An 18,162-nucleotide genomic window follows, 5' to 3' on the forward strand; every position below is an offset into this window, starting at 1 on the left:
GTTTGAGAGAATGAAGCAAAATAGTCGTGGGGACCTGCAATTACTTTGCTCTATTTCAGTAAAAGCCCGAAGTGGTGTTTGATTGAATGGCAACCACTGCACTCTAAACGTTCATTCAAAAGAATTACAATATTTACAAAGAGCACATTTCGAGGTGTTCTTTTTCCTACACCCAAATTAAATCAAAGATAAACAAAAACCACCCCATCTTCCCCAGTCAAATAGGACTGCAGAAAATAGGGTGGTTTTAGAACGTTAAAAATTAGTTATCGTCTTTGTGAAAGATGTTTTTCACACCGTTGATAGCTCCTTCAACAGCCTCTTTTGCATCTTCAGCAACTTCTTTAGCTTTTGATGCAACTTTTTCAGCAACGCCTTCAGCTTCTGTTTTTGTGTCGCCGGTTACTTTACCGAGACCTTCCTTAACAGAACCTTTAACTTGGTTTAATTTATCTTCTAATGACATAGCGCCACCTCCGTTAAGTAAATAGTTTTTTAATCTGAGTTCAAGACAGTTCATTTAAAAAATTAAAACTATTTAGTTCAGATTAATATAAGTATATACCCTCTGAAATGGAAAGTCAAATATTCGCTACGGTATTCTGAAAGTTGGAGTGAGTCCTTACGATATCGTGAAAAAGAGGGATGAACAAGTCACTGCCTTCTTTTCTAATTGAAGAACCATCAGTCTTCAGCTATTTCAAAACAAAATCGTCCAGATGATTAAGGGATAATATATTGTAGAATCGTCAGGCTAGAAAATCTAAACGGTTGTTTTCTCCTATCAAAGCGGAGTAAATAACAAAAGAAGATGCCACTTTCTGTTCAAAAAGGAACAATTGAGGGCTACCTTGTCTACAAGTTTTTCCATGTGTTATACTTGTATATAATTGAATGGAAGAATGATATTGGAGAAAAGATGATATGAAATATGCCAAACATGGAGTCGCTTTACTGTTCCTGTTATATCTATTTGTTTTTGGGATCGAAGGTCTTGGTATCTACCTAACTGAAGTTTTCAATGGTGATGTAAGTTTTCTTTATTTCATCTATTTGATTCTCTACTCTTTGCTTCTCATTGGCATTTTATTGTGGTTCAAAAGACAGAAGATAGTCGTCCGTTCAAATATACAGAAATGGAAGTGGCACTATCTGGGGTATTTTGCTCTGGTGCTCTTGTGGTTCTTTGTTGAAAGATGGGTGCTGCAAACTTTTCAGGATTCGCTGGTTCCTGTCGTTCATCAAACCAAATTGCCATCCTCTATTTATCTAAATGGCCCCGGTATTTCGGGTACTCTGTTTTTTGTCCTGGCAACCATTACTTCTCCTATGATAGAAGAAATCATTTTTAGAGGCTATCTGATGAATGTCTTCTTTAAAGAAAGTAAGTTTCATTTAGACGTTTTGCTTTCGGGCTTTCTCTTTGCGGCCTTTCATCTGATCCATCAATATCGGGATCCTGTAACCTTTTCTCTTTATTTCTGTTCAGGGCTCTTCTTCGCAGCTATCTACAAGAAACACAAAGATATCCGTTTACCAATTTTCTTACATGCCTTTAGCAATTTTCTCACTTTTTGGAAACCAATCTGGATATTCATCTTCAATTATATCTACTGGCATTTTCTTGTTAAATAACCTTGTCTCTGTGGCCGGGCGTGAAATGGGAGTTAGAGGTTGGAGTTGTTTAATGAAACTAGGATCACTTTTTAAAAGTGATCTTATTTTCGTTTAAGGGGTGGTATAATGAAAGTATACTCAAGGTGAGACAATTGATTTATTTACAGAAAAGAAGTTTTAAAATGAAAACGATGATAAAAACCTATCCTGTTATCAGTACGATAGCTCTAATCTGTTTGTTGCTCGGTTTATTGACTTCCTTTTATGGGAATGCTATGTATGACCTATTGGCTTTTCATTCGAAGCCGGTGTATGGTTGGCAATATGTCAGTGGGACCCTGATGCATGGCAGTAAAGGAGCTCCTGTCTGGTTTTTATGGGTTCATTTGATTTTAAACGGACTCATGATCCTTCCCTTCGGTGGACTGCTAGAAAGAAAAAGAGGCTCCATACAAGTCTTAATCGTTTTTGTGACGGCGACAGTCCTCTCTTCCATCGTTTTTCACTTCTTAACACGCGAGCAGGACATTCAGGCAACAGGGATCTCTGCCGTCGGCTATGCCTTTGTGACCGGAGGGATTATGCTCCTGCCAAACGTGTGGAAAGAATTATCACGCACCGTAAAATGGTTTTATCTATTCTTAATTTTTCTATCTGGTCTCATGCTCTTACCAGTAATCACCGGATGGATCTCAACGCTATTGCATCTTTCAGGGATTGTGAGTTATCTATTGGTCTTTATCGGAAGTAAAAGCTTGAAGGGGAGAGGTAGCAATTAAGCCGACTATTGAGCTAGGTTTTCATCCTGTTTCCTTGACTCTTCCTCTACCAGGCCGTATAATACTCTATATCAATGAAAAAATCACCTTTTGTCATTGTGCAAAGGGTGTTTTTATAACGGTAAATGGGAGACACAATGGGATACATTTCTACAATCAAAACAGCTGTTCAGCTCTTTCCTTTCCTGGCCTTTTTGCTGACCTTGCCCTACATGATTTTGAATTATCGAAAATATGGCTCGGTCAATAAATTGCGGGTGCTGATTTTCTATTCTTTTATGCTTTACTTGATGACGGTCTATCTCTTGGTAGTCTTGCCTCTGCCAGATCCGAGTAAGATCCATACTAGCTACTCGGAAATGGTCAATCTCCATCCCTTTGCTTTTGTGGTGGATTTTTTCAAGGAGAGCCCCTTTGATCTAGCGCAGACTGGTACTTGGCTTCAGGCTATCAAGCATCCAACTTTTTATGTACCAGCTTTTAATGTCCTAATGTTGATTCCTTTTGGGATGTATCTACGTTATTATTTCAAGTGTGGTTTTAAGAAAACGATTCTCCTAACAGCCCTCTTTAGTCTCTTTTTGGAGCTGACCCAGTTATCAGGTCTCTACTTTCTGTATCCGGGCCCTTACCGCCTAGCAGATGTCGATGATATTATTCAAAATACCACTGGTGGTGGAGTGGGCTACTTGCTTGGTTGGTTCCTGGTTTGGTTATTGCCAACACGAGATGAGATTGACGAGCATTCTTTCCGAGTAGGGACGAAAGTATCTGGTTTCCGGATGGGTCTTGCTTTCTTGATTGACTTTGTGATGCTATCCTTGCTTTATGCGGTAATCGAGCGTTTAGAGATGATTCCCTATGTAGCGGTTTTGGTGCTTTACTTTAGTTTGCTTCCCTTGTGGCGGGGCAAAACCTTGGGAATGGCTTTGGTAAAATTCCGCTTGCGTTTTGACAAGCAAAAATGGCTTCGTACCATCTGGCGAGGAATCCTAGTGGTAGGCTATTTCTACTGGATTCCCCAAGGGTTGTTCTATTTGATCTCGCTTTTGAATCAGGATTTGACGGACAATTCCCTTTTGACTCTATCTATGATTTTATTACTCTTCTTTGTGCTCTTATTGTACCTGATCCTCACCCTTGCCATCATCTTGCTCAGTCGTCGCTTTCCCTTTGACCGTCTAGCTGGAGCCGAGTATGAGAGTACCGTGCGCGTGAAGGAAGGGATCCTAAAAGATTGAATAGTCGATAGAGAGGTTGGATGTAGATCCAGCCTTTATTTTTTATACACGCGGAAAATATCCAAACGTTCCCAGTTGAGAAGGGCGATTTTAAGGCGATTATGCTACAATGGAAGCAAATAGATAGAATGGAGCAGTGAAATGAAAGCAATTATTACAGTCGTTGGTAAAGACCAAAAAGGAATCGTAGCGGGTGTTGCAACGAAAGTGGCAGAATTAGGACTCAATATCGATGATATCTCTCAAACGGTATTGGATGAATACTTTACCATGATGGCGGTCGTATCATCCGATGAGAAAAAAGATTTCACCCAGCTTCGTTCAGAGTTAGAAGAATTCGGTCAGTCTCTTCATGTGAAAATCAATATCCAAAGCGCAGCGATTTTTGATGCCATGCACAATTTATAAGATAGGGGTTGAGAATTTATGGACATTAAACAGGTAACAGAAACCATTGCCATGATTGAGGAGCAGAACTTCGATGTTCGGACTATCACCATGGGGATTTCGCTTCTAGATTGTATTGATCCGGATATCGAAAAGGCGGCAGAAAAAGTCTACAATAAGATTGTGACAAAGGCCAAAGATTTGGTGGCTGTTGGGGATGAGATTGCGGCAGAACTTGGCATTCCCATTGTGAATAAGCGGGTTTCGGTCACTCCGATTTCTATTATCGGAGCCGCAACCAATGCGACAGACTATGTACCCTTTGCCAAGGCGCTGGATCGTGCAGCGAAGGAAGTTGGGGTTAACTTTATCGGTGGCTTCTCAGCTCTGGTTCAAAAAGGCTACCAAAAAGGGGATGAAATCCTCATTAATTCGATTCCTCGTGCCCTTGCGGAGACAGATTTTGTCTGCTCTTCAGTCAATATCGGATCGACCAAGACAGGGATCAATATGACCGCTGTCCGAGACATGGGGCGCATCATTAAAGAAGCTTCCCAAGCAGATCCAATGGGACCAGGTAAACTCGTTGTCTTTGCTAATGCGGTAGAAGATAATCCCTTTATGGCGGGAGCCTTCCACGGTGTCGGTGAAGCCGATGTCGTCATCAACGTTGGGGTTTCAGGACCTGGTGTCGTCCAACGGGCCATTGAAAAAGTTCCCGGAGCAAGCTTTGATGTATTGGCTGAAACAGTCAAGAAGACAGCCTTCAAGATTACCCGTGTCGGTCAATTAGTCGGTCAAATGGCTAGTGAACGTCTCGGTGTTGAGTTTGGAATTGTCGACTTGTCTCTTGCTCCAACGCCAGCTGTTGGGGATTCGGTTGCCCGTGTCCTTGAAGCCATGGGGCTTGAAGTGGTCGGAACTCATGGAACTACCGCAGCCCTTGCCCTGCTTAATGACCAAGTAAAAAAAGGTGGCATCATGGCTTGTAATCAAGTCGGTGGTTTGTCAGGTGCCTTCATTCCGGTCTCAGAGGATGAGGGGATGATTGCCGCGGTCCAATCCGGTCATATCAACCTGGAAAAATTGGAAGCCATGACAGCTATCTGTTCCGTCGGTTTGGATATGATTGCCATCCCAGCTGATACTCCAGATTCGACCATTGCGGCCATGATTGCCGACGAAGCAGCTATCGGCGTTATCAACCAAAAGACAACAGCGGTTCGGATCATTCCTTATGGAAAAGAAGGTGATATGTTAGAGCTCGGAGGACTTCTTGGGTCTGCTCCGGTAATGAAGGTCAACAAGGCCTCGTCAGCTGACTTTATTGCCCGTGGTGGTCAAATTCCGGCCCCAGTTCATAGTTTTAAAAATTAAAAGAAAGCCTTGGGGCACTTCGCGTGTTCGGGGCTTTTAATGTTGGCTGGAGAAGTGAAGGTGAATCGAGAGGTCATCGCTGCCAGTTTCCTTATAAAAAATGATATAATAGAAGGACGTAAAAGGAGATCACATGGCGAAAACAAGATTATTTATTATTCGGCATGGAAAAACCATGTTTAATACGATAGGTCGTGCCCAAGGTTGGTCGGATACACCTTTAACTGCTCAAGGAGAAGAAGGCATCCGTGAATTGGGGGTTGGTTTGAGAGAATCTGGTTTAGACTTTGTCCGTGCTGTTTCCAGCGATTCAGGTCGCGCCATTCAAACCATGGGAATTGTTTTAGACGAGCTTGGGCTCACAGATCAGATTCCTTATACTTTCAACAAAAAGATCCGGGAATGGTGTTTTGGAAGTTTTGATGGTGCCTACGGAGGGGAACTTTTCCGTGGAGTCGTTCCTCGGGTTCTAGATATTGAAGACTACAAGAAACTCAGTCTGGAAGAGCTAGCGAATGGGATTTACCAAGTAGATACAGCTGGTTGGGCTGAACCATGGGATGTGTTGAAAAAACGGATTGTAGATGGCTTTGAGGAGATTGCCAAGGAAGTTGAAGCCAAGGGTGGTGGAAATGCCTTGGTTGTTAGTCACAGCATGACCATCGGATCCTTTGTTTGTATTTTGAATCCAGAGATTGAGTTGGATCCAAGGGTTGAAAATGGTAGTGTCACCTTGGTAGAATACGAAAATGGACAATTTTCAATCCAGACCATCGGAGATGAGTCTTATCGCAAACTGGGTGCTAACTGGTTAGCAGCCCACTCAGAAGAACTTGGTTTGAAAAAATAAGAAACCTTATATAAGAAGAAAACAATTGCAGGAGGATAAAAATGGCAAAGACAAAATTGTATATTGCCCGTCATGGAAAAACCATGTTTAATACCATTGGTCGCGCCCAAGGTTGGTCTGATAGTCCCTTGACAGAAGCTGGGGAACGAGGGATTCATGAATTGGGGATTGGTCTACGTGAAGCCGGGATTCAGTTCCAACAAGCCGTGTCCAGCGACTCCGGTCGAACCATTCAAACCATGGGGATTGTGCTAGAAGAATTAGGGTTAACGGGTAAGATTCCTTACCGTTATGATAAGCGCATCCGCGAATGGTGCTTTGGAAGTTTTGATGGAGCCTATGACGGGGAACTCTTTTTGGGGGTTCTACCACGTGTCTTTCGGGTTGATGACTTCCATCATTTGAGCTTGATGGAGTTGGCCGAAGGGATTGTCGAAGTGGATACAGCCGGCTGGGCAGAGTCCTGGGAAACTCTTCGTGACCGCATTTTGGATGGCTTTACGACGATTGCCAAGGATGTCGAGTCTAAGGGTGGCGGGAATGCCATCGTGGTCAGTCATGGGATGACCATCAGTACCTTGATTTACCTGATTGATCCAAAAGCCTTTAAAGAATTGGTCTTGGACAATGGTAGTGTGACTGTTATTGAGTATGAAGATGGCCAATTTAAACTAGAAGCAGTTGGAGATCTGTCATACCGCCAGGTTGGAGCAAAATGGTTAGAGGGAAATCATGACTAAATATAAACTTGCCAAGAAAAGAGAAAAGAAAGTTAGCTGGATCGTACTCTGCTGTTTAGGCATCTGTCTAATTGGAGCAGGAGTGGGTATTTTCTATTTGAAACCTCAATGGCTTCATATGGGCTCTGTTGAAGATAAAAAAGTAGAAACAAGCATTCCAAAAAAGGTTGAGAAAAAGGAAGAAAAACCTAAAACAGATCTTCCCCAAGTTTCTAGTAAGGATTGGAACCTAGTCCTGGTCAACCGAGACAACAAGTTAGCCGAGCTGAATCCTCAGTTAGTCGACGTTGAAGAAATCAAGGTGGATAGTCGGATTGCAGAACAAACCAAACAATTTTTAGCGGCGGCAAGGGCAGTTGCTCCTGAGGAGTCCTTGATTTCCGGTTATCGAAGTGTGGAGGAGCAAACAGAGCTTTACAATGAGCGGGTAGCACAGTTGGAAGCTACTGGTCTTTCTCATGAAGAAGCAGAACGTCAGGCACAAGCTCAGGTACAGGTTCCAGGAGCTAGTGAGCACCAGACGGGTCTTGCAATTGATATGAGTGCCCCAAATGGGCTGTCCGAAGAGGTAGTACAACAAATTATTGCCTTGGCGCCACAATATGGGTTTGTTCTCCGTTATCCAGAAGGGAAAAACGCGATCACGGGTGTAGACTATGAAAACTGGCACTTCCGCTACGTCGGTGTAGAAAATGCCCAGTATATGGTCAAGCACCAACTGGTCTTAGAAGAATACATTCAAAAGCTGAAAGAAGCAGGTTTATAGTTTTTTTGGCCTAGTATCGGTCTTAAGAATGATTTTTAGCACTCTTTAAAAAAGAGTGCTAATTTTTTGGATTTTTTTCTTGACTTTCTTTTGAGAGAGTGTATAATAGAATCATGGTTTAGCACTTGAGTGTTTAGAGTGCTAAATACGAAAGAGAGGTGAGGTCATGGTTACAGAACGTCAAAATGAGATTCTCAATCTTGTCGTCGATATCTTTACCAAGACCCACGAACCGGTCGGCTCAAAAGCGCTACAAGATGTCATTCAATCCAGTAGTGCGACCATCCGAAACGATATGGCTGCCCTCGAAAAGCAAGGGTTGCTAGAGAAAGCCCATACTTCGAGTGGCCGAATGCCTAGCCGAGCTGGTTTCCAATATTTCGTTCAGAACTCGCTCGATCTAGAGTTGATTGATGAACAAGATGTCTACCAGGTGGTGAAAGCCTTTGATTTCGAAGCCTTTAAGTTAGATGATATCTTGGATGCTACGGCCAAGTTATTAGCCCAGATGACGGGCTACACCGCAGTGATTCAGGATGTGGAGCCGACACGGCAGCGCTTGACGGGTTTTGAGATTGTTCCATTATCCAACCACGATGCCTTAGCGGTGTTGACCTTGGATGAATCAAAGCCTGTCACCGTACAATTTGCCATTCCAAAGAATTTCTTAACCAGTGACTTGGAAATCTTCCATCAGCTGGTTCAAGAACGCTTCATTGGAAATACGGTCTTGGATATCCACTACCGCTTGCGGACGGAGATTCCACAGATTGTACAGCGCTACTTCAAAACGACAGACAATGTCTTGGATCTATTCGATTACGTCTTCTCGCAACTGTTTCAAGAACTGGTCTTTGTAGAAGGAAAGGTTTCATCTTTGAGTTATGCCGATCTTCAGACCTATCAGTTCTTAGATAATCCCCAACACGTAGCCTTGGAGTTACGAGGGGGAATGCCAGAAGACCAAATGACCCAGATCCTGGTTGCGGAATCCCAAGAAAAGGCCTTGAAAAATGTGACGGTGATTAGTCACAAGTTCTTGGTTCCTTATCGTGGGATGGCCCTCATGCATGTAATCGGTCCCGTAGAGATGGATTACAGGCGTGTGATTAGTCTGGTCAATGTTATCGGCCGAGTGTTGGTCATGAAGTTAACGGATTACTACCGTTACCTCAACAGCAACCATTATGAAGTAAATTAAGACCAAATGAAAGGGGTGTATGCCTTGACAGAAGATATTAAAAAAGAAGACGTGAAAGAAGAGGAAGTTGCCAAAGCTACTGAAGAAGTTGTGGAGGAGTCCAACCAACCTTCTGAGTTAGAAGAAGCACAAGCGCGTGCCGAGGAATTTGAAAATAAATACCTTCGTGCTCATGCAGAAATGCAAAACATTCAGCGCCGTGCCAATGAAGAACGTCAACAATTACAAAAATACCGTAGCCAAGATTTGGCAAAAGCAATCTTACCATCACTTGACAACCTCGAACGTGCCCTTGCCGTCGAAGGATTGACAGATGATGTGAAGAAGGGCTTGGAAATGGTCCAAGAAAGTTTGGTACATGCTCTGAAAGAAGAAGGAATTGAAGAAATTCCAGCGGACGGAGCCTTTGACCATAACTACCACATGGCTATCCAAACCTTGCCTGCAGATGATGAACATCCAGCAGACACCATCGCACAAGTCTTCCAAAAAGGCTACAAACTCCATGACCGCATCCTAAGACCGGCTATGGTAGTTGTTTACAACTAGGATACCTTGTCCGAAACGACACTAAACTATGAAAGAAAGATAAGATGCAAGCCGGAGGCTTGCAAGGAAGATATTTCCCGCCGTAGTGAAAGTTTCAGTAGCTTGTGCTACTGAAACAGGGGATTTTTGAGACAGTAGGCTCAAAAATAAGTGATGAAATCCCGAAGGGAGTTGCTCACGTCCCCACCACTTAAGGGAAATATCAAAAAAAGAAGAAAAAATCAACAAGGAGAAAAACATATGTCTAAAATTATCGGTATTGACTTAGGTACAACAAACTCAGCAGTAGCAGTTCTTGAAGGAACTGAATCAAAAATCATCGCAAACCCAGAAGGAAACCGCACAACTCCATCTGTAGTGTCATTCAAAAACGGTGAAATCATCGTTGGTGACGCTGCAAAACGTCAAGCAGTAACAAACCCAGATACAGTGATCTCTATCAAATCTAAGATGGGTACTTCTGAAAAGGTTTCTGCCAACGGTAAAGAATACACTCCACAAGAAATCTCAGCAATGATTCTTCAATACTTGAAAGGTTACGCTGAAGAATACCTTGGTGAAAAAGTAACGAAGGCTGTTATTACAGTTCCAGCTTACTTTAACGATGCTCAACGTCAAGCAACTAAAGACGCTGGTAAAATCGCTGGTCTTGAAGTAGAACGTATCGTCAACGAACCAACTGCAGCAGCCCTTGCTTACGGTTTGGACAAGACAGATAAAGAAGAAAAAATCTTAGTATTCGACCTTGGTGGTGGTACATTTGACGTATCTATCCTTGAATTAGGCGACGGTGTCTTTGATGTATTGGCAACTGCAGGGGATAACAAACTCGGTGGTGACGACTTTGACCAAAAAATCATCGACCACTTGGTTGCAGAATTCAAGAAAGAAAACGGCATTGACTTGTCAACAGACAAGATGGCCCTTCAACGTTTGAAAGATGCAGCTGAAAAAGCGAAGAAAGACCTTTCTGGTGTAACTTCAACACAAATCAGCTTGCCATTCATCACTGCTGGTGAAGCTGGACCTCTTCACTTGGAAATGACTTTGACTCGTGCCAAATTTGACGATTTGACTCGTGATCTTGTAGAACGTACTAAAGTTCCAGTTCGTCAAGCTCTTTCTGATGCAGGCTTGAGCTTGTCAGAAATCGATGAAGTCATCCTTGTTGGTGGTTCAACTCGTATCCCAGCCGTTGTAGAAGCTGTTAAGGCTGAAACTGGTAAAGAACCAAACAAATCAGTGAACCCTGATGAAGTTGTTGCCATGGGTGCTGCGATCCAAGGTGGTGTGATCACTGGTGATGTGAAAGACGTTGTCCTTCTTGACGTAACACCATTGTCACTTGGTATCGAAACAATGGGTGGAGTCTTCACAAAATTGATCGACCGTAACACAACTATTCCAACATCTAAATCACAAGTCTTCTCAACTGCAGCAGACAACCAACCAGCCGTTGATATCCACGTTCTTCAAGGTGAACGCCCAATGGCAGCAGATAACAAGACTCTTGGACGTTTCCAATTGACAGATATCCCAGCTGCACCTCGTGGTATCCCACAAATCGAAGTAACATTTGACATCGACAAGAACGGTATCGTATCTGTTAAAGCCAAAGACCTTGGAACTCAAAAAGAACAAACAATTGTTATCCAATCAAACTCAGGTTTGACAGACGAAGAAATCGATCGCATGATGAAAGATGCAGAAGCAAACGCTGAAGCAGATAAAAAACGTAAAGAAGAAGTAGACCTTCGTAACGAAGTAGACCAAGCAATCTTTGCGACTGAAAAGACAATCAAAGAAACTGAAGGTAAAGGCTTCGATGCAGAACGTGATGCAGCACAAGCTGCCCTTGATGAGCTTAAGAAAGCCCAAGAAGATAACAACTTGGACGAAATGAAAGCAAAACTTGAAGCCTTGAACGAAAAAGCTCAAGGACTTGCTGTGAAACTCTACGAACAAGCTGCAGCAGCACAACAAGCCCAAGCAGGAGCAGAAGGCGAACAAGCAACAGGAAACGCAGGCGATGACGTCGTAGACGGAGAGTTTACTGAAAAGTAAAACAATCCAGTGGATTGTTTTAGCGGAACCTCCTGAAATAAAGAAAGGTTCCGAGATTTTAGGATTCCTTTAATCCGAAACTCAATTCAGCATTACTAGTTTGATTTTTAAAACTTAAACTAGTAAGTATAGGAAGAAATCCAGAGGTTGCAACCCAGCCTCTGTTTTTCGGTAAAATAGAGGATGTTGCGTATGAAAAAAGTACTTTGTATCATTTATCCTAATTTTTCTCTTTATGAGATAACCGCTTTAACAAGTACTTTAGCTCTGTCTTTTGACGTCACGATTGATTATGTCGCTTCAGATCATTCGATAGTGGTCTCTGAGGATGGTTTGCCCTGTCAACCGACCAAAACACTAGATCAGATCCGTATAGAAGAGTATTCTTGTGTGATTTTGCCAGGAATGGTAAACATAGGACCTGCCCTACAGGATGAGAAATTGATTTCGTTCTTGAGGAACCTTGGTGAGCAAGATATCCTCATTGCCGCCATTTCTTCAGCGCCTCTTTTATTGGCGAAAGCAGGCTTGTTGAAGGATACGAAATTTACAGGTGGAATTTGGCAAAACTTCTTTGACTATTTTGAATTTCTTCCACGTGAAAATTTCCAACCGAAAGTTCTTGTGCAAGATAAACAAATCATTACGACTATTGGTTTTGCGCATCAAGAGTTTGCAAGGAAAGTGATTCTAAGTTTAGGGTTGGCAGAGAATACGGATAACTATTTTAAAGAACAGAACGAGTACGCTGAAGAGGATTTGATATTTACTCTATCAGACCAAGAATTTGAACAAGTGAAGCGAAGTATAGAAAACATCCTCTAAAGATTTACTTATAAATTATAGAAAGGAACAAAGGTGTTCGCAACTGAACACGGGCTACGGACGGTGCCAAAAAGATAGTTTTTTCTAGGACGCGAGCGTCCGTCGTCAAAACTCCTATTTTGGCTGTGTCCGTTTAACGCCCTTTGTATCTTGAATTATGAACAATACTGAATTTTATGACCGTTTGGGCGTTTCAAAGAATGCATCTCAAGATGAGATCAAGAAAGCCTATCGGAAATTATCTAAAAAATATCACCCAGATATCAACAAGGAGCCTGGTGCTGAGGAAAAGTACAAGGAAGTTCAAGAAGCTTATGAGACTTTGAGCGACGAACAAAAGCGGGTAGCCTATGACCAATACGGTGCTGCAGGAGCCAACGGTGGTTTTGGCGGCTTTGGTGGTGGAGCTGGTGGTTTCGGTGGTTTTGATGGCACTGGCTTTGGTGGCTTTGAAGACATTTTCTCAAGCTTCTTTGGAGGTGGTGGTACGAGCCGTAATCCGAATGCTCCACGTCAGGGAGATGATCTTCAGTACCGCGTAAACCTCAAGTTTGAAGAAGCCATCTTTGGAACTGAGAAGGAAGTGAAGTACCATCGGGAAGCCAGCTGTCGGACATGTGATGGCACTGGAGCTAAACCAGGAACAAGCCCAGTAACTTGTGGACGCTGTCATGGTTCTGGGGTTATCAATGTGGATACGCAAACCCCGCTTGGGATGATGCGCCGTCAAATCACCTGTGATGTCTGTCATGGACGTGGTAAAGAAATTAAAGATCCTTGTACAACCTGTCATGGGACTGGTCACGAGAAGCAAGCCCACAGTGTCAATGTGAAAATCCCTGCTGGGGTTGAAACAGGTCAACAAATCCGCCTCTCTGGTCAAGGAGAAGCTGGATTTAATGGAGGGCCATACGGAGATCTCTACGTGGTGGTCAACGTTGAGCCGAGCGACAAATTTGAGCGTGATGGATCAACCATCTACTATAAATTGAACTTGAACGTTGTTCAGGCTGCTCTTGGGGATACGGTCCATGTTCCAACGGTTCACGGCGATGTTGACTTGGTCATCCCTGAAGGAACCCAGACAGGTAAGAAATTCCGTCTCCGCGGTAAAGGAGCACCAAGCTTGCGTGGTGGCTCTGTAGGAGATCAATATGTATCTGTTAATGTGGTGACACCTACAGGTCTAAATGACAAGCAAAAAGAAGCTCTTCGTGCATTTGCGGAAGCTGGTGATATCAAGGTAAATCCAAAGAAAAAAGGCTTCTTTGACAAGATGAAAGATGCCTTGGATGATTTATAAAAATAAAAGAAGATTTGGTTTTTCCAATCTTCTTTTTTTATCAAGAAAAACACCTCCGAAACCAGGGGTTCAGAGGTGTGGCAAAAGAATCAAATTAAACAAGACCTTGGGCAATCATCGCATTTGCGACATTTTCAAAGGCTGCGATATTGGCACCCGCAAGGTAATCTTTACCGAGACCATAGGTTTCTGCAGTTGTTTTAGCAGTGTTGAAGATGTTGGTCATGATGTCTTTCAAACGTCCATCCACTTCTTCACGTGTCCATGAAAGACGGAGGCTGTTTTGGCTCATTTCAAGAGCAGATACAGCAACCCCACCAGCATTGGCAGCTTTAGCAGGTCCGTAAAGGATGCCGTTTTCTTTGTAGACTTTGATCGCATCAAGGTCGCTAGGCATGTTGGCTCCTTCAGAAACAACTTTTACCCCTTGAGCAACCAAGCGTTTCGCTGCTTCACCGTTGATCTCGTTTTGAGTTGCACATGGAAGAGCGATATCATAGTTACCAGCGTAAGTCCATACAGATCCTTCGTAGTAAGTAGCAGTTGGTTTTTCAGCAGCATACTCAGTCAAACGAGCACGACGTTTTTCTTTGACGTCTGTAAGAAGGTTGAAGTCAATACCGTTTTCGTCGATCACGTAACCATTTGAGTCAGATACAGAGATAACAGTTGCACCAAGTTCAGTTGCTTTTTGAAGAGCGTATTGGGCAACGTTACCAGAACCTGAGATTACGACTTTCTTACCAGCAAAGCTGTCGCCGTTGGCCTTGAGCATTTCTTCCGTATAGTAAACCAAACCATAACCAGTTGCTTCTGGACGGATCAAGCTACCACCGAAACCAAGAGGTTTACCAGTCAAGACACCGGCATCAAATTGGCGAAGACGTTTGTATTGTCCGTAAAGGTAACCAATCTCACGTCCACCAACCCCGATATCACCAGCTGGGACATCAAGAGAAGGACCGATGTGTTTTTGCAATTCAGTCATGAAGCTTTGGCAGAAACGCATCACTTCAGCATCTGTTTTCCCTTTAGGATCGAAGTCAGATCCACCTTTACCACCACCGATAGGAAGACCAGTCAAAACGTTTTTGAAGATTTGTTCGAAGCCGAGGAATTTCAAAATCCCTTGGTTAACTGTTGGGTGGAAACGAAGTCCGCCTTTATATGGTCCAACAGCTGAGTTAAATTGAACACGGTAACCACGGTTAACTTGAACCTTTCCATCACGGTCAACCCAAGGAACACGGAAGCTAATCACGCGCTCAGGCTCAGTGATACGTGCCAAGATGTTTTCTTCGATATATTCTGGATGTTTTTCAAATACAGGTTCCAAAGTGCTAAGGAACTCTTCAACAGCTTGAAGGAATTCCGCTTCATGGCCGTTGCGAGCTTTTACGGTTTCGAAAGTGCTTTGGATATATTCTTTTGCAGTTGTCATCATGTTTCTCCTTTTTTCATTGAAACGAATTCCAGCAGGTTAGCGAACTTACTGGTATATGGAGGCACTGCTGAAAGCAATGTCATGTTTTATTACGTCGATAATTATAGCAGACTTTTTTTGACTTGTAAAGAAAAAAGTTGAATTTTCTGAAAATTTTCACAACTGCCTATGAAGTGGGAAAAAATGGATGCGAAAGGACGATAGGATTGGAAAAATGTCTGATTTTTCCTCTCTATATAGAAAATAAATGGATAACATTTATGGTAATTTTTTCTATTTCCGTACGTTTCTTGCTCTTTTTTGGTTTTCTAGTCATGAATCCTCCTTTTCGTGCTATAATGGCTGTAAGAATTCATTTCAAGGAGAAGAAGATGGTATCGACAAAGACGCAAATTGCTGGTTTTGAATTTGACAACTGCCTGATGAATGCGGCAGGTGTGGCCTGTATGATCACTGAGGAATTAGAGGAAGTGAAGAATTCCGCTGCTGGGACCTTTGTGACCAAGACAGCTACCCTGGAGTTCCGTGCTGGAAATCCAGAGCCACGCTACCAAGATGTCCCACTGGGCTCAATCAATTCGATGGGGCTACCTAACCAAGGCTTGGACTATTATTTGAATTACCTATTGGAGTTGCAAGAAACAGATCCCGATCGGACTTTCTTCCTATCTCTTGTCGGCATGTCTCCTGAGGAAACCCATACCATCTTGAAAAAGGTGCAAGAAAGTGATTTTAAAGGTTTGACTGAATTGAACCTTTCCTGCCCCAATGTCCCAGGAAAACCTCAGATCGCTTATGATTTTGAGACGACGGATCGGATCTTGTCAGAGGTCTTCGCCTATTTCACCAAACCTCTTGGCATCAAGTTGCCACCTTATTTTGATATCGTTCATTTCGACCAAGCGGCAGCAATCTTTAACAAATACCCGCTCAAGTTTGTCAACTGCGTCAACTCAATCGGTAATGGCCTTTACATCGAGGATGAATCCGTTGTGATCCGTCCGAAGAACGGCTTTGGTGGGATTGGTGGCGAATACATCAAACCAACGGCTCTGGCCAATGTCCATGCCTTTTACCAACGGCTGAATCCAGAAATTCAGATTGTGGGGACTGGGGGCGTCTTGACTGGTCGCGATGCCTTTGAACATATCCTTTGTGGCGCGAGTATGGTACAAATCGGAACCACGCTTCATAAAGAAGGAGTGGGGGCTTTCGACCGCATCACTGCAGAACTCAAAGCCATCATGGAAGAAAAAGGCTACCAAAGCCTAGAAGACTTCCGTGGAAAATTGCACTACATTGACTAATTTTTTGAAAAGAACTTCCTCGAGTGGAAACTTGGGGAATTTTTTATAGTTTCTTATCCAGAGACAACATTCTGTTCCTAGTTTTAGAGATTTTCCATTTTTATAGAGAGAAAAAGGTGTACAATGGAGGTGAAAAGGAAGGTGATTTCGATGGGAGAAAGGGATGTGATTCAAGAGGCGAGAACGAAGATTGAAACTCTCCAAACAGCCTTTTCTAGGGAATGCAAAGCCAATCCTGATGCCTTTCGATTTAAAGAAAATCTAGATCAGATGTTGAAAGTTTTATTGAAGGCTCAAAGGATAGACAATCGCCTGTTGATCGAGTTGGAGAAGTTTTATCAGGCCGCCAGTCTATTGATTGGTCTGGGTGGGCTAGCATTGAACGAAGAAACCTTTCAATCTTGGCGAGCTTATGATCACTGGCATTACGAGGTTGTGAAGCCTCAGTTACAGGTCTACGGACCGACGGTGGTTTTGTAGTTGATGCTAGCTTTGTGTTTATCCACAGATATTCAAAGGAGGTGTGGGACATGTCTCTCATGCATGATTTTTTCCATCAGTTTTTAGTGTCTCTACGAAATCTTGCTTATTCGCTCTTTTTCTTATTTGAAAAATAAGTGGGAGTGCCTTTATCCCTTTTACTAGTATAGTAGAAGGGATTTTTGATGCAGAATCCTTGAAAATCTGAGGCTCTTGGATTATGATGGAGCTAATAGATGTTAAGCGTTCCTCTTAGGGAATGCAGGAAGCGAGGAAAAAAGATGGCAGAGATTTATCTAGCAGGTGGCTGTTTTTGGGGCTTAGAGGAGTATTTCTCTCGGATCCCCGGTATAGAAAAGACGACGGTGGGCTATGCCAATGGCCAGGTAGAAACGACCAATTACCAATTGATCAAGGAAACGGATCATGCAGAGACTGTACAAGTCGTCTATGATCCAGACAAGATTACTCTACGAGCGATTCTGCTCTACTTTTTCCGTGTGATTGATCCCTTGTCCGTTAACAAGCAGGGAAATGATAGAGGCCGCCAATACCGAACCGGTGTTTATTACCTAGATGAGGCAGATCGTCAGGTCATCGCCCAAGTGTTTGCGGAGCAAGAAGAGCAACTGGGGCGCAAGATCGCGGTGGAGTTAGAGTCCTTGCGTCACTACATCCTGGCTGAGGACTACCACCAAGACTACCTCAAGAAGAATCCTGGGGGTTATTGCCATATCGATGTGACGGATGCAGCCCAACCCTTGATTGATCCGGCAGCTTATCAGAAGCCAGATCAAGAAACCTTAAAAGCGAAACTGACAGCAGAGCAGTACCAAGTCACTCAAGAGAGTGCGACGGAACGTCCTTTCCACAATGCCTATGATCAGACCTTTGAAGAGGGAATCTATGTGGATATTACGACTGGGGAGCCTCTCTTCTTTGCCAAGGATAAGTTTGCGTCTGGCTGTGGCTGGCCAAGTTTCTCCCGTCCTATTGCCAAAGATGTCATCCACTATTACCAGGATCATAGCCACGGAATGGAGCGGATCGAAGTTCGTTCCCGCTCAGGCAATGCCCATCTAGGCCATGTCTTCACCGATGGACCCAAAGACCAAGGTGGCCTTCGCTATTGCATCAATTCGGCCTCTCTGCGCTTTATTCCAAAAGAGGAAATGGAGCAAGAAGGTTATGGTTATTTGTTAAAGGCTTTGAAATAAGAGGGCCTTTCTATT

The 18,162-nt window shown here is 43.2% G+C and carries 18 protein-coding genes; 16 read left to right on the forward strand and 2 right to left on the reverse strand.

What is annotated here, in order from left to right:
* Window positions 1-262: 262 nt before the first annotated feature.
* The gene (locus ADH49_RS01780) at window positions 263-466 is read right to left on the reverse strand and encodes a CsbD family protein (RefSeq protein ID WP_048688589.1); all 204 of its coding nucleotides are present in this window, start codon (window positions 464-466) and stop codon (window positions 263-265) included.
* Window positions 467-924: 458 nt separating this feature from the next.
* Between ADH49_RS01780 and ADH49_RS01785 the strand changes: the two genes are divergently transcribed.
* The 13 genes from ADH49_RS01785 (at window position 925) to dnaJ (ending at window position 13,699) form a co-directional block, all read left to right on the forward strand.
* Window positions 925-1,635 (forward strand): CPBP family intramembrane glutamic endopeptidase, encoded by a 711-nt coding sequence (locus tag ADH49_RS01785; protein ID WP_048688597.1) that lies wholly within the window; start codon window positions 925-927, stop codon window positions 1,633-1,635.
* A 164-nt stretch (window positions 1,636-1,799) separates the two neighbouring features.
* Window positions 1,800-2,396: a rhomboid family intramembrane serine protease gene (locus tag ADH49_RS01790; RefSeq protein WP_048688599.1), complete on the forward strand. Its 597-nt coding sequence runs from the start codon at window positions 1,800-1,802 to the stop codon at window positions 2,394-2,396.
* Window positions 2,397-2,533: 137 nt separating this feature from the next.
* Window positions 2,534-3,637, forward strand: a complete 1,104-nt coding sequence (locus ADH49_RS01795; protein ID WP_048688602.1) for a VanZ family protein — start codon at window positions 2,534-2,536, stop codon at window positions 3,635-3,637.
* A 141-nt stretch (window positions 3,638-3,778) separates the two neighbouring features.
* On the forward strand, window positions 3,779-4,045 hold the full coding sequence (locus ADH49_RS01800; protein ID WP_003004214.1) for an ACT domain-containing protein: 267 nt from the start codon (window positions 3,779-3,781) through the stop codon (window positions 4,043-4,045).
* Between the two features lie 18 nt (window positions 4,046-4,063).
* Complete coding sequence (locus ADH49_RS01805) at window positions 4,064-5,401, forward strand: PFL family protein (RefSeq protein ID WP_048688607.1); 1,338 nt, start codon at window positions 4,064-4,066, stop codon at window positions 5,399-5,401.
* A 133-nt stretch (window positions 5,402-5,534) separates the two neighbouring features.
* Window positions 5,535-6,251: a histidine phosphatase family protein gene (locus tag ADH49_RS01810; RefSeq protein ID WP_048688614.1), complete on the forward strand. Its 717-nt coding sequence runs from the start codon at window positions 5,535-5,537 to the stop codon at window positions 6,249-6,251.
* Between the two features lie 41 nt (window positions 6,252-6,292).
* Window positions 6,293-6,991, forward strand: a complete 699-nt coding sequence (locus ADH49_RS01815; RefSeq protein ID WP_048688618.1) for a histidine phosphatase family protein — start codon at window positions 6,293-6,295, stop codon at window positions 6,989-6,991.
* The gene (locus tag ADH49_RS01820; RefSeq protein ID WP_048688622.1) at window positions 6,984-7,757 is read left to right on the forward strand and encodes a M15 family metallopeptidase; all 774 of its coding nucleotides are present in this window, start codon (window positions 6,984-6,986) and stop codon (window positions 7,755-7,757) included. The genes ADH49_RS01815 and ADH49_RS01820 overlap by 8 nt, the downstream gene beginning before the upstream one ends.
* A 166-nt stretch (window positions 7,758-7,923) precedes the next feature.
* Window positions 7,924-8,958: a heat-inducible transcriptional repressor HrcA gene (hrcA, locus tag ADH49_RS01825; protein ID WP_045759110.1), complete on the forward strand. Its 1,035-nt coding sequence runs from the start codon at window positions 7,924-7,926 to the stop codon at window positions 8,956-8,958.
* 24 nt (window positions 8,959-8,982) lie between these two features.
* Entirely contained in the window at window positions 8,983-9,507 is a 525-nt protein-coding gene (gene grpE, locus ADH49_RS01830) for a nucleotide exchange factor GrpE (RefSeq protein ID WP_342585587.1), read from the forward strand.
* Between the two features lie 240 nt (window positions 9,508-9,747).
* The gene (gene dnaK, locus ADH49_RS01835) at window positions 9,748-11,571 is read left to right on the forward strand and encodes a molecular chaperone DnaK (protein ID WP_048688628.1); all 1,824 of its coding nucleotides are present in this window, start codon (window positions 9,748-9,750) and stop codon (window positions 11,569-11,571) included.
* A gap of 192 nt (window positions 11,572-11,763) precedes the next feature.
* Entirely contained in the window at window positions 11,764-12,396 is a 633-nt protein-coding gene (locus ADH49_RS01840) for a DJ-1/PfpI family protein (RefSeq protein WP_048688632.1), read from the forward strand.
* 157 nt (window positions 12,397-12,553) lie between these two features.
* A complete protein-coding gene (gene dnaJ, locus ADH49_RS01845; protein WP_048688636.1) occupies window positions 12,554-13,699 on the forward strand; it encodes a molecular chaperone DnaJ in 1,146 nt (381 codons plus the stop codon).
* A 94-nt stretch (window positions 13,700-13,793) separates the two neighbouring features.
* Here dnaJ and gdhA read toward each other — a convergent pair whose 3' ends face one another.
* A complete protein-coding gene (gdhA, locus tag ADH49_RS01850; protein ID WP_048688639.1) occupies window positions 13,794-15,140 on the reverse strand; it encodes an NADP-specific glutamate dehydrogenase in 1,347 nt (448 codons plus the stop codon).
* 374 nt (window positions 15,141-15,514) lie between these two features.
* Between gdhA and ADH49_RS01855 the strand changes: the two genes are divergently transcribed.
* The 3 genes from ADH49_RS01855 to msrB all read left to right on the forward strand — a co-directional run bounded on the left by ADH49_RS01855 (window position 15,515) and on the right by msrB (window position 18,147).
* Window positions 15,515-16,450 carry a dihydroorotate oxidase gene (locus ADH49_RS01855; RefSeq protein ID WP_048688642.1) on the forward strand — a complete coding sequence of 312 codons (936 nt, stop codon included), beginning with the start codon at window positions 15,515-15,517 and terminating at the stop codon, window positions 16,448-16,450.
* Window positions 16,451-16,573: 123 nt separating this feature from the next.
* The gene (locus ADH49_RS01860; protein WP_048688644.1) at window positions 16,574-16,930 is read left to right on the forward strand and encodes a hypothetical protein; all 357 of its coding nucleotides are present in this window, start codon (window positions 16,574-16,576) and stop codon (window positions 16,928-16,930) included.
* Window positions 16,931-17,211: 281 nt separating this feature from the next.
* Window positions 17,212-18,147 carry a peptide-methionine (R)-S-oxide reductase MsrB gene (gene msrB / locus ADH49_RS01865; protein WP_048688646.1) on the forward strand — a complete coding sequence of 312 codons (936 nt, stop codon included), beginning with the start codon at window positions 17,212-17,214 and terminating at the stop codon, window positions 18,145-18,147.
* Window positions 18,148-18,162 lie beyond the last annotated feature (15 nt).

This window comes from Streptococcus sp. 400_SSPC (assembly GCF_001072745.1).
GTDB lineage: Bacteria > Bacillota > Bacilli > Lactobacillales > Streptococcaceae > Streptococcus > Streptococcus xiaochunlingii.